General features: G+C 46.0%; 10 protein-coding genes and 1 riboswitch. Of the genes, 4 read left to right on the top strand and 6 right to left on the bottom strand.

All coding sequences use genetic code 11. The annotated features are described in order from the left end of the window. Positions 1-5: 5 nt before the first annotated feature. Positions 6-107: riboswitch (SAM riboswitch) on the top strand. A gap of 92 nt (positions 108-199) precedes the next feature. Together mmuP and mmuM are read left to right on the top strand one after the other, a co-directional pair. Next, complete coding sequence (gene mmuP / locus V6668_RS26240) at positions 200-1,612, top strand: S-methylmethionine permease (protein ID WP_338707076.1); 1,413 nt, start codon at positions 200-202, stop codon at positions 1,610-1,612. Next, positions 1,590-2,657: a homocysteine S-methyltransferase gene (gene mmuM / locus V6668_RS26235; RefSeq protein WP_338707075.1), complete on the top strand. Its 1,068-nt coding sequence runs from the start codon at positions 1,590-1,592 to the stop codon at positions 2,655-2,657. Before mmuP ends, mmuM begins: the two co-directional genes overlap by 23 nt. An 83-nt stretch (positions 2,658-2,740) precedes the next feature. Here the strand turns inward: mmuM and V6668_RS26230 are convergent, their stop codons facing one another. The 5 genes from V6668_RS26230 to V6668_RS26210 form a co-directional block, all read right to left on the bottom strand. Further along, positions 2,741-5,143: an ABC transporter permease gene (locus V6668_RS26230; protein ID WP_338707074.1), complete on the bottom strand. Its 2,403-nt coding sequence runs from the start codon at positions 5,141-5,143 to the stop codon at positions 2,741-2,743. A 2-nt stretch (positions 5,144-5,145) separates the two neighbouring features. Next, positions 5,146-5,904, bottom strand: a complete 759-nt coding sequence (locus tag V6668_RS26225; RefSeq protein ID WP_101314572.1) for an ABC transporter ATP-binding protein — start codon at positions 5,902-5,904, stop codon at positions 5,146-5,148. Positions 5,905-6,007: 103 nt separating this feature from the next. Beyond that, on the bottom strand, positions 6,008-7,450 hold the full coding sequence (locus tag V6668_RS26220) for a HAMP domain-containing sensor histidine kinase (RefSeq protein ID WP_338707073.1): 1,443 nt from the start codon (positions 7,448-7,450) through the stop codon (positions 6,008-6,010). Positions 7,451-7,470: 20 nt separating this feature from the next. Further along, on the bottom strand, positions 7,471-8,172 hold the full coding sequence (locus tag V6668_RS26215; protein WP_338707072.1) for a response regulator transcription factor: 702 nt from the start codon (positions 8,170-8,172) through the stop codon (positions 7,471-7,473). 237 nt (positions 8,173-8,409) lie between these two features. Next, positions 8,410-9,240: a helix-turn-helix domain-containing protein gene (locus tag V6668_RS26210; RefSeq protein ID WP_036668130.1), complete on the bottom strand. Its 831-nt coding sequence runs from the start codon at positions 9,238-9,240 to the stop codon at positions 8,410-8,412. 198 nt (positions 9,241-9,438) lie between these two features. Between V6668_RS26210 and V6668_RS26205 the strand changes: the two genes are divergently transcribed. Continuing rightward, entirely contained in the window at positions 9,439-10,215 is a 777-nt protein-coding gene (locus V6668_RS26205) for a sugar phosphate isomerase/epimerase family protein (RefSeq protein ID WP_047841639.1), read from the top strand. A 55-nt stretch (positions 10,216-10,270) separates the two neighbouring features. Next, the gene (locus tag V6668_RS26200; protein WP_338707071.1) at positions 10,271-11,290 is read left to right on the top strand and encodes a Gfo/Idh/MocA family oxidoreductase; all 1,020 of its coding nucleotides are present in this window, start codon (positions 10,271-10,273) and stop codon (positions 11,288-11,290) included. A 166-nt stretch (positions 11,291-11,456) separates the two neighbouring features. Here V6668_RS26200 and V6668_RS26195 read toward each other — a convergent pair whose 3' ends face one another. Next, complete coding sequence (locus V6668_RS26195) at positions 11,457-11,939, bottom strand: hypothetical protein (protein WP_338707070.1); 483 nt, start codon at positions 11,937-11,939, stop codon at positions 11,457-11,459. Between the last annotated feature and the right edge of the window lie 95 nt (positions 11,940-12,034).

Raw genomic sequence — 12,034 nt, 5'->3', positions numbered from 1 at the left:
TCATTTTCTTATCCAGAGAGGTGGAGGGACTGGCCCTTAGAAACCTCAGCAACAGATCTGAAGGATACTGTGCTAATTCCAGCGGGTGAAAGCCTGATAGATAGGAGCGTTTGTTTTTATTTGTCAGTAACGGCGCACTCTTTAGGCAGAGTGGGTCTTTTTTGTTTTTTCTGGATGAAGAAGTAGGGGAGCAGCAGGTATGGAGAACAACAACGACAAAGGGCATTTTCAGCGGAAAATGCAGGCACGGCATGTGGTCATGCTCTCTCTCGGAGGAGTCATTGGAACGGGATTATTCCTCAGCTCAGGTTACACGATTCAGCAGGCGGGACCACTGGGAACCATTCTGTCCTATCTGATTGGAGCCATCGTTGTATATCTGGTGATGCTCTGTCTTGGTGAACTGTCTGTTCATATGCCAGAGACGGGAGCATTTCATAGTTATGCAGCCAAATATATCGGACCGGCAACAGGTTACACGGTGGCTTGGTTATACTGGTTAACCTGGACTGTTGCGCTTGGCTCCGAATTCACAGCCGCCGGATTGCTTATGCAGCGCTGGTTCCCATCGGTAAACGTATGGATATGGAGCGCGGTTTTTGCACTGATGATCTTTCTGTTTAACGCTCTAACGGTGAAATTTTTTGCGGAATCCGAGTTCTGGTTCTCATCTGTAAAAGTAGTGACTATCGTAATCTTCATTATTATCGGTGGCGCAGCCATGTTTGGGTTCATTCCCATGGCGGATTCTGAACCGGCTCCATTTCTATCGAATATTACCGCATCCGGGTGGTTCCCTCATGGGGCTACAGCGATATTGATGACCATGCTTGCTGTAAACTTTGCCTTCTCAGGCACCGAGTTAATCGGCATTGCCGCCGGTGAGACGGAGAACCCGGAAAAGACGATACCAAAGGCTATTCATACAACGCTGTGGCGTTTGGTTATTTTCTTCATCGGAACGATTATTATCTTGTCGGCCTTGCTGCCCATGTCGGATGCCAGTGTACTGGAAAGTCCGTTTGTAGCGGTAATGGAGCGGGTGGGTGTACCCTATGCAGCAGACATTATGAACTTTGTTATTCTGACGGCGATTCTCTCTGCTGCCAATTCAGGCCTGTATGCATCTTCACGTATGCTCTGGTCTCTGGCTGACAAAAGAACGATCTCTCCGTGGTTTGCCAAATTGACCAAAAGCGGAGTACCGCTGAATGCACTTCTGATTAGTATGGTGGGTGGTGCGCTGGCTTTGCTGTCCAGCATCATTGCGCCAGGTACCGTGTATATTACACTGGTTTCCATTTCAGGTCTGGCTGTCGTTGCAGTATGGATGAGTATCAGTGCCTCCCAATACATGTTCCGCAGACAATATATCCGGGAAGGACATGCGGTCAAAGATCTGGTCTACCGCACACCACTGTATCCGGTGGTACCAATTGTTTCATTTATATTATGCCTGGCTTCATGCATAGGTATTGCCTTTGACCCGACACAGCGAATTGCGCTGTATTGTGGGGTTCCGTTTATCGCAGTATGTTACGCTGCTTATTATCTGACAGAACGTGTGAATAAGAAAAGAGGACAAGTACATGACGCAAGCACAACAGACTAACCCCATAGAACAGATCCTTCGTGAACATCCGGTCATGATTCTGGATGGAGCGTTGGCTACGGAACTCGAACAGCATGGATGTGATCTCGATGATCCACTATGGTCTGCTCGTGTGTTGCTTGAGAATCCGGATGTTATTGTTCAGGTCCATGCAGATTATTTTCGAGCAGGAGCCGACTGTGCGATTACATCCAGTTATCAGGCGACGGTGGATGGTTTCCGTAAGAGAGGGATCGATGAACAGTCAGCACTGGAGCTGATCCGGAAGACGGTGGAACTGGCTGTACAGGCGAGAGATGACGTGTGGGCAGAAGTGCAGAGTAGTTTAGTAGGGAGAGAAAGCTCGACAGGTCAGCTTGTAGAAGCTCCTTCGGTACGTTCCGAGAACGTAGAGAATGAGGAGCATATAACAGATCGTACAGTAGATCGCGAAGGAGACAGTTTTCGTCCACGTCCAATTATTGCCGGGTCCGTTGGTCCGTACGGCGCCTATCTGGCGGATGGTTCAGAGTATGTGGGACATTACGGCGTGTCGGATGAGACGCTGGCCGCATTTCACCGTCCACGTATGGCGGCGCTGCTTGAAGCGGGTGCTGATATTCTGGCGTTTGAGACGATTCCTTCCCTGCAGGAAGCACAGGTGCTGGTTGATGTACTGAAGGAGTTCCCTCATGCGTATGCCTGGTTATCATTTTCTTTAAAAGACGGGACAAGCATCAGCGAGGGCACACCGCTTGAGGTATGTGCACAGACGTTTGGCTCCGAGCCGCAGATTGCGGCGATTGGCCTGAACTGTGCTCCGATGGAAGTGGTGACGGAAGCAGTGGGTATTCTCAGCAGTGCTAGCGACAAACCTGTTATTGTGTATCCGAACTCAGGTGAGACGTATGATGCAGTGACGAAGACGTGGAGCGGACAGGGTACCTGTGGCAGCATGAGTGATGCTTCGAAACAGTGGGTTGTTGCGGGCGCGCAAATTATTGGCGGCTGCTGCCGTACTACGCCACATCAGATTGGTGCACTTGCGAAGAAATGGCGGAATTAGTTCATATCATGATAACAAGCCCTTCCACATCCTATAGAGGTATGGAAGGGCTTGTTTTATTGTGTTAAGGCATTCTGATTACATTATTCGATAACCAGTATACGTGGCGATGCTTCCCGAATGATTCTCGAAGAGAACCACGAGCCAAGACTGGCTGCAATGATGCTTAGACAGGTGAACAGTACCATTCCACCCCAATGCAGGATCAGTGGAAGCTGTACGATACCATAACCGGAAAGGACCATTTCGAGTAGAAGAGGCAGCAGGTATACGCCGACGAAAATACCCAGTATGGCTCCCACGGAGGACAGTATGAACATTCCCATGGTGAGCGACAACCGGATTTGGCGAGATGTCATTCCCAGCGATTTGTATATCCCGTACGTTCTGCTTTCTTTACGGATATTGATTCTACAGGTACTGAAAATAATGATGAACGTCACAATGATAAACAGCAATCCGATCAGGCTCATCGGATAGATCAGGATGTTAGCGGCTTCCGCGTAAACCGAATCAAGCAAAGTCTTTTGAGTGACTACCGAAGCAAAATCTTTAAATTGCTCATTTAATTCCGAGGCAACCTTACCCGCTTGTGCCATATCGTTCACATTGATGAAGATAACATCAAATTCACTATAATCCGGGTTCACACTTCTCATGGCATCAATGGTGATTCTGCCTGAAACAGACATGTTGGCGAACGCCTGATAGATGCCTGTGATGAGGAATGTACGCTTTTCTCCTTCAATATAGATATCGATAAGATCACCGAGATCTTTATTTGATGTTTTGGCTACACTTACACCAATGGCAATTTCATTCGCATGTTGTGGGTTAACCCCTTTTAACGTTTCGAATCCAAGTTCCTGATAACTCCCGTCCAGTACACTCAAGTTGAGACTGATGGATTGGCCCTCTACTGCTGCCAAAGACTCCGGGCTAATTACACCCGTTGTGTTCCCTTGCCAGCCTACATTGCTGATCCTCGAATCCTGCGCTAACACGTGCTTTAGTTCAGCCTTGGGGAAGTTACTTTTGTTCACTACGACTGTTGCGATATTGGCATTGTCATACCCCCATTTAGCTGCGGTCTGTTCAATTCCGTTTATACTGGTCAGCAGAACATACCCCAAAACTAGTACGGAGGAAGCCATGGTAGTCAGCAGGATTGTTAGAACAGAGCTTTTGGTGTTTTTGAACACATGTCGGAATCCAAGCACGGCGGTCACAGGCAGTCGTGTGAACCCGATCCAGTGCGCCAATGGCGAATTCATTTTGCCAGCCATCCGGCTGTGATCTGTCTCCGACATACCATACCGAATAGCCTGCACGGGCTGTATGCTGCGTGCCTTTTTGGCATATAACACAGTGAACAGAATCACTAGAGTAAATAGTAGTACGCCGGCCAGTATGGCCGCATCCAATCCTTGGACTGGAATGTTCTGATTCCCCACTCGAAGAGAGGATACAGAAATATTAATGATCCATTTGGATATCCATATACTGAGTGCAAGTCCTGGGATAATGGCTACGATGGATATCAATGCATATTGAATAACATAGGTGCCTATCGTTTTTCGGGAAGTCAGACCTAGTGATTTGAGGATTCCTATCGTTCTGTAATTGGCCAGGATGGCATCCGCAATCGTAAATCCGATGGTCATCAGGGCGATAGAGAGCATGACAACACCCATGAATATCATGATGAATCCAATAACCTGATTGATGATCAGATAAAAAGAGGCAATGGCCTCGAACTCCATTTTGGATTCCAGAAACGGAATACCTGTCTCACGATTGTACCGTTCCCAATACACCGAATTCATGCTGTAATCGTTAAAATGGATGCCCATCATACGATTCTCGTTGCCAGCAAGTGTAGCGAGATCATGTTGATAATCGGTAGGATTCATCCAGACCCGTGCTGTATTGGAGAAGGGTGCCCCATATGGTACATCGATGACAATGCCCGATACATTCAATTCGAGTGTGCTTGAGCCGGTTTTGAAGCCAATGGTATCACCTACCGAAATATGATAAGCATTCGCCATGGACGTTGGAATCCAGACTGAGCCTTGTTCGGGAACTGTGTCGGGCGTCCCGCTTGAGAAAATTAGTTCATCCACACCCCATGGCGGCGGAGGCGTATTAAACATATACAGGTAGATGTTAGGGATGTGAGTTTCATTCAAAATGATGCCTGACAATGTACGATACGTTAGCAAAGGAGACACCTGAACTCCATCCTGAGAAGCCCACCAGTTGTGCACAGCGTCAGGGTCATTCAGTCCTTTTTCAAACGTCAGGATCTGATGAGATCCATGGGTTCGGGTATGCATTTCATAAAACTGATTGCCTGTGTTCGCCAGAATGACAATAGCTGTAGATACAAGAACTGTCGAGAGTAGCAGGAGCAGCGCAATCAGCGCATTTTGTATTTTGTTCCTACTCAGATACGACAAGCTAAGTTTAAACATGACTGCCATCGTTATTCCTTCCCCGTAACCAAAGCGAAGATAATCGCTTCACGATCCTGAATTTGATGTTCGTCATAGGTGTCAAACTCAAGGATTCCGCCAATCTTGCCGTCTTGAATATAGATCAGGCGATCTGCCCGACAGGCGGCCTTGATATCATGCGTCACCATAACAACAGACTGTCCTTTTCGATGAATATCTGTAAGGATATCGAGAACGGCTGTGCCATGTTCCATATTTAAGCTTCCGGTCGGTTCATCCGCAAAAATGATATCCGGCGAATTGATCAAAGCCCGTGCAATCGCAGCTCGTTGCTGCTGTCCTCCGGAAGTTTGGGATGGGAGGCGGTTACGCTGTCCATCAATATCCATGGCATTCATCAGCTCAGCAGCGCGGGATAGGATGTCCTTCTTTTTGTTTCCTGCAATATATCCCGGTAAAGCAATGTTCTCTTTGATGGAAAGGTCTGGGACCAGATTGATACTTTGATAGATATAACCGATCCGGCGGGTGCGGAAATCGGACATTTGACGTTCACTGTAAGCGTCAATCCGCTGGTCGCGAAAATAGACCTCACCTGCTGTAATCTGATCCAGTCCGCTTAGCAGATATAAGAGGGTTGATTTGCCAGAGCCAGAGTTACCCATGATGACCGTGAATTCCCCTTCATAGATATCAAGATCAACATTACGGATGGCATGATGTTGTTCACTTCCGCTGTTGTACGTTTTGCACAGATTCTGTGCACGGATAATCACCTTTTTGGACAATTCGAATCACTCCCGAGTGCAATATAGGATTTATTCTAGAGGAGGGATGTTGAGGAAGCCTTATCAAATTATGAATAAAGTATTACAGCTGTTGAGTGTGGGCTCAGCAGATCGGCAGATAGAACCGGAAGGTTGTACCTTGTCCTTCTTTACTAGTAAAGGAAATATGGCCTCCATGTGCTTCAATAATGCTTTGGCAGATAGAAAGGCCCAGCCCTGTACCTTCCTGAACACGTTGTTCTGCATGACTCGCCTGGCCTCTGAAGTAACGCTGAAAAACAAACGGCATGTCCTGTACACGTATTCCCTGACCCGAATCGGCAATCGTCACATTCAAATGCTCAGATTCCAGTTCCATATCTATACGTATCGTGTCTCCTGGAGCTGTATGCTTGAGGGCATTGGCGGCAAGATTGGAGATCACCTGTTCAATTCGAGTGGGGTCGATAGCGATTAACACATTGGGGATGTAGTTGGGTCCTTTATAGATAAGCCCCTTTGTTAGGACAACATGTTCAATAGGTTTCAACATCGTCTCCAGTATAGGCCCACTGTACAACTCACGGGTTTCCACCGAAATTTGCCCCAATTCCTGAAGTGCATGAACTAGCAGATCCTCCACAAGGCGGGCTGTTTTATCCGTATGGGTTCGCATCACTCCCATATATTCCATCAGCGTCTCCTGATCGTTGCATAGTCCTTCCTCAATAGCTTCTATGTATGCTTTTATCGTGGTAATTGGTGTTTTAATGTCATGAGATATATTGGTGATGAGTTCTTTTTGTGCTTGTTCCTGCTGAATACGCTGCTCGCTCATATGTTTAATCTCCGTGCGCATGAGATCAAACATGGCATATACTTCGAGCAATTCATCGTTCCGGTTGTACTGGATTTTTTCTTCATAATTGCCTTTAAGCATGGATTCCGCATGTTGCTTCAATTGATGGATGGGAGAGAGCAGGTGTTTGTCCAGTTTTCGTTTCATCCAGAATAGAAATAAGCTCAGAATCAGTGACAGGAGCAGGAGTGCGCTAATCAATATAACCGGAAAAGTCATCGATTGCTGAACCGTAACCATGGCTTGGGGGATGGAAAAGATGGCATTGCCGATCTGACTTCCCGTGGGTCCGTCCATCACAGGAAACGCCATATCAAGCCAATCGTTACCATCCGCGGCCTGAGTGGCATGATGCAGATCATAATGAAGAGCTGTACGCAGATTAACTTGCGTCCCTTCAGAGGTGGGGTCGGAGGACAGAATGGCTTTTCCATCCAAGTTTAGATAGGTAAGCAGAACCCCGGTCTCTCTTGCGGTGGAACGTATGTCTTCACGAATATTTTGTTCATTAAGATGCTGATAATTTTGCTCCAAAGCGAGTAAGATTGGATTGACCTTGAGTCGAACCTGATTCAGGGACAGATTGGATTCGCCTGAATTTCGATCTTGTAACAGCATCATCGACAGTGCAAGGATACTTAAAACGATAATAATGAGAAGCCCAAGTGTTGTTAACAACCAGCGTTTGGACCAGCTGTTCAATGACATGTGGGTGCCTCCAATCTCACTTATTCGTAATTGAATTTGTAACCGACACCCCATACCGTCTTCAGAACGGTCGGATGCGAGGCATCTGCCTCAATCTTTTCACGTAGTCTGCGAATGTATACGGTTACGGTATTTTCATCACCGTAGGTTGCATATCCCCAGATGGCGTCGAGCAACTGGGCTTTGGAGAATACCTGATTCTTATGGCTTGCCAAGTAATGAAGTAATTCGAATTCCTTGGCAGACAGAGAAACTTCCGATCCGTTTAATGTAACTTTATAGGCTTTTTTATCAATCACCAGGTTTCCAAGATGCAACAGATCTGTTCTGTCTCCAACGGATGTCATACTGTCATAACGCCTGAAGTGGGCATTAATTCGTGCTAACAATTCGCTCAGCGAGAAGGGCTTGGTCATATAGTCGTCTGCTCCAAAGCCAAGACCAAGTACCTTATCGGTATCACTGCCTCTGGCACTTAGAATGAGGATGGGGATATTGTTGCGCCTTCTGATCTCTCGACAGATCTCGATCCCGTCCATGTCCGGAAGCATAATGTCCAGAATGATATAGTCTGGTTGAATAAGCTCCATAATCTGAAGTCCATCTTGTCCAGTGGCTGCCACGGCGGCTTCATATTGATTTTTGGTTAAATAATCTCGCAGAATGCGCGAAATATCTGATTCATCCTCAATGATGAGGACTTTGCGCGGGTGGGTTAGCATATGTATCGCTCCAGTATGATAGATATGGATTTAATGGATATGTATGAATTTGTAAAAAAACTGTCTCTATAATTGTACAGTCTTGTTCTGTGGGAGTCACATGAAAAAATATTGAAGTGAACTTCATTCTTATAAAAAAACATTCTGACTTCCAGTCGTACTGAAAGTTGATTACAGTTCAATGTATCAAAATAACCCATGAACCTCTTTAAGGTCATGGGTTTCTGATACTGAACATCATACATGCTCCAGATCATCGATAGGCTCATGCTGCTTGGATTTGAGATATTCCGCCGGAGACACACCAAAGTGTGCCCGGAATACCCGGTGGAAATAGGAGTAACTTGCAAAACCGCAGGATTCGGCAATATGCTCCAGTGTCATTTCACTGTATTTCATTCGTTCCAATGCCGCATTCAAACGGATCTCAATCGCATATTGAATCATGGTCTGATTGTAGTGCTCCTTAAATAAACGGACTGCACGTGACAGGCTGAGACCCGCATAACGAGCCGCTTCATCAAGCTTGAACGTAACCGTGGCATGCTCCTCAATAAAACGTTTTAACTTCAGCGCAGAGGAAACTGCCCGATCGGTCTGAATATTTTCTTTAATTGCCCGGTCGATATAAAGACATAATCCGCGTAGTAACGCATCCTTTAGCTCCGCATTTTCCTCAAGAGGTCCGCGACGTTTCTCAAGTAACATATTTCTCCACAGGCTGATGAGCTTGTCATCCAGTCCAATTCGGCTCACGGTAGATCGATGCTGCCGTTTCCACCAGTTCTCGATCCAGCTGCCCTCGCAGAACAGATAATAATCTCCGCTGGACAAACGTCCTTCCTTATGTGGTTCATCGACAACGAGATGATAGTCGTCACCAGGCTTTAAGAGCAGCAAATCCCCGCTAGTCATCCTGAATTCTTCATCCTGTACATACACTTTGCACGAGCCTTCGGTCTGCAGACGGAACAGATAGGTTTGCAGCTCGCCCTTCATATTATGAGTGAACGCTTTATAGTGGTATGAGTAGTCACAGATCAGTACAGATGTCTCTAACGTATCCAAAGATAAAATCCCCCAATATGTACATCCTGCATGCATTCAAATGGGCTACATTCAATTGATGCAAAATGATGGAAATAAAATTTGATCAGATAGTTCATGTTCTGACTATATTGTATATGTTCATTCTAGCCTGTTTTGCGTTAGGATGATACCAGATAGAGCAATGAAAGCAAATTTGAGAACAGAGGTGTATCCTACATGAAAAAACTTAATATTGGTTTGCAATTGTTTACACTCCGTGATGAAACTGCAGCAGATTTTCGTGGTACGTTGCGTAAGGTAGCGGCCCTTGGATATGAAGGTGTGGAGTTTGCCGGATATGGCGATATTCCAGCTGAGGAAATGAAAGCGCTACTAGATGAACTTGGACTGAAAGGATTCAGCAGCCACGTTTCATTACATGCGATGCGCGAAGACTTGCAAAAACAAATCGATTACCTGAAAACAATTGGTGCACAATATATCATTTGTCCTTACCTGATGCCAGAAGATCGTCCTGAGAATGCAGAAGGTTGGACCAAGCTATTCGCTGAGTTACAACAATATGGAGCTGAAGCAGCGAAACAAGGTTTGATCTTCGGATACCATAACCATGACTTTGAATTCCATGGCCAGGTTGGCGATGCCAATGCCTTTGATGCCATGTTCGCTCAAACATCACCGGAAGCGGTAAAAGTGGAAATGGACGTATGTTGGGTACAATTTGCGGGACAAAATCCGATCGAGTATATTAAACAATATGCGGGCCGCTTGCCGCTGCTTCATCTGAAGGACTTCAGCAAAGACGAACAGGGCCAGATGAAAACACTGGAATTGGGACAAGGTTCGGTTGACCTGCCAGCTGTTATTGAAGGCGCTACGAATGCAGGCGTGGAATGGCTGATCGTGGAGCAAGACGTATGTCAGAACCCTCCGCTTGAGAGCGTATCCAACAGCTACAACTGGTTGAAAGAAAACTACCTGAATCAATTCTAATGGACCATCGGACCATGAAAAATGCTAATCTATTTGTCAAAGGAGACTTATGTACATGAGTAAAATTAAAGTTGCTGTATTCGGCTGTGGAGCCATTGCCGAGCGCAGACATATTCCAGAGTACGCTGCCAATGAGAACGTAGAACTTGTCGCTTTTGCCGATCCGATTGTGGAGCGTGCGGAGAAGATGGCCGAGACTTACGGCGGTAAAGCGTATTCCAGTTACGAAGAATTGCTTGCAAACGAGACGGTGGATGCCGTTAGTGTGTGTACACCAAACTATCTGCATGCGCCAATGGCGATTGCTGCTGCAAATGCAGGCAAGCATGTATTAGTTGAGAAACCAATGGCAGTATCCACTGAAGAAGGCGAGCAAATGATCGAAGCTGCCAAGAAAAATGGCGTGTATTTGATGGTTGGACACAACCAGCGTTTGATGCCTCCTCACGTAAAAGCAAAAGAAATTCTCGAATCCGGCAAACTCGGTAAAGTCCTGAATTTCCGTACATCATTTGGTCACCCGGGTCCGGAAGGATGGAGTGTGGACGGAGCTGAAAGCTGGTTCTTCCGTAAAGAAGAAGCGATTATGGGCGCTATGGGCGACCTGGGCGTGCACAAATCAGACTTCATCCGTTACTTGCTCAATGATGAAGTATCTGAAGTAGCTGGTTTCATCAGCACACTGCACAAGGAAGGCACTAAAGTTGACGATAACGCAACTTGTTTGCTGCGTATGAAGAGCGGAGCGATCGGAACGCTCGTAGCGAGCTGGACACAATACAGAGCTGGAGACAACAGTACAGTGCTGTGGTGCGAGAATGGTGTTATGAAGATCGGAACAGTGGAAGGCGATGAAGTTATCGTTGAGCTGACCAATGGTACAGTTGAGACGTACAAAGTTGGTGCCATGGCTACCAACGAGAAACAAGTGCCGAGTGGTGTGATTGACGCATTTGTAGAGTCGATTGCCACTCAAACACCTCCAGCGATTTCCGGGGAAGAGGGCTTGCGTTCTCTGCAAGTGATCTTGGCAGCATTCGAATCCGAGAAAACAGGTCAGATCGTTAAACTGTAATCGTGATGATGAGATAGCGTTCTATATCTATGATATCGATAATGCTCAACAAAGGGCTGATTCCTGTTCGTATCTCAGGAATCAGCCCCTTGTTTTAATTTTTTTTTTGGTATTATCTTATCAAACCAAAAGAACCGCATCTTAATGCGGCTCTAAAGATCGCAATCTATTGTCCAGTTGTATTTGAAGCCCAGACAGGATACCAACCTCTATCCAGATTCACGGTGTTATAAAGGACCAGGTTTCCATCCTCTTGAACGATTAGAAGGTCACCCTTCAGGTTTGCGGGTTCATTACCTTGTCCATACCATGCCGTTGCCCATGCTTTATTATCTGACGTCCAATAGGGAGTCTTATTAACATCCGTTAGAGTGAGCTTGCCACTGTATTGATCAATTCTGAACTGGAATATGTTCAGATTTTTGGTGTTGGTGTTCCATAAAATTTTGTGTGAGCGAACGTTCCGCAGTTGAATGTCTCCACTTGGAGTAAAATACAAGGCATACGCAAGATTGCTGGATACCAGCGGACTTACAGCAATGTTAAAGGTTTCGCGCGTCGTTAAACGATCTCCAGCAGCAAACGTTGAAGGGGCAACGGAGAGCAGGAACATGAAGAACGCAACGGCTAGTATAATGGTTTTTTTCATAATGGCCTCTTTTCTTTGTTCAATTTTATACCAACTATACCATATTTTTTATTTTGATGTAAAATAATTCCATTAAATGTGTATGTATAAGGTCT

The organism is Paenibacillus amylolyticus, from assembly GCF_036894225.1.
GTDB classification, from domain to species: domain Bacteria; phylum Bacillota; class Bacilli; order Paenibacillales; family Paenibacillaceae; genus Paenibacillus; species Paenibacillus amylolyticus.
Note: the sequence above shows the minus strand (reverse complement) of the source record. Positions and strands in the feature narration are given on the sequence as shown.

Excerpts from the sequence above, each read along its gene's own strand:
- V6668_RS26215 (WP_338707072.1), bottom strand. The coding sequence starts at position 8,172 with ATGCTAACCCACCCGCGCAAAGTCCTCATCATTGAGGATGAATCAGAT.
- V6668_RS26220 (WP_338707073.1), bottom strand. The coding sequence starts at position 7,450 with ATGTCATTGAACAGCTGGTCCAAACGCTGGTTGTTAACAACACTTGGG.
- mmuP (WP_338707076.1), top strand. The coding sequence starts at position 200 with ATGGAGAACAACAACGACAAAGGGCATTTTCAGCGGAAAATGCAGGCA.
- mmuM (WP_338707075.1), top strand. The coding sequence starts at position 1,590 with ATGACGCAAGCACAACAGACTAACCCCATAGAACAGATCCTTCGTGAA.
- V6668_RS26195 (WP_338707070.1), bottom strand. The coding sequence starts at position 11,939 with ATGAAAAAAACCATTATACTAGCCGTTGCGTTCTTCATGTTCCTGCTC.
- V6668_RS26200 (WP_338707071.1), top strand. The coding sequence starts at position 10,271 with ATGAGTAAAATTAAAGTTGCTGTATTCGGCTGTGGAGCCATTGCCGAG.
- V6668_RS26230 (WP_338707074.1), bottom strand. The coding sequence starts at position 5,143 with ATGGCAGTCATGTTTAAACTTAGCTTGTCGTATCTGAGTAGGAACAAA.
- V6668_RS26205 (WP_047841639.1), top strand. The coding sequence starts at position 9,439 with ATGAAAAAACTTAATATTGGTTTGCAATTGTTTACACTCCGTGATGAA.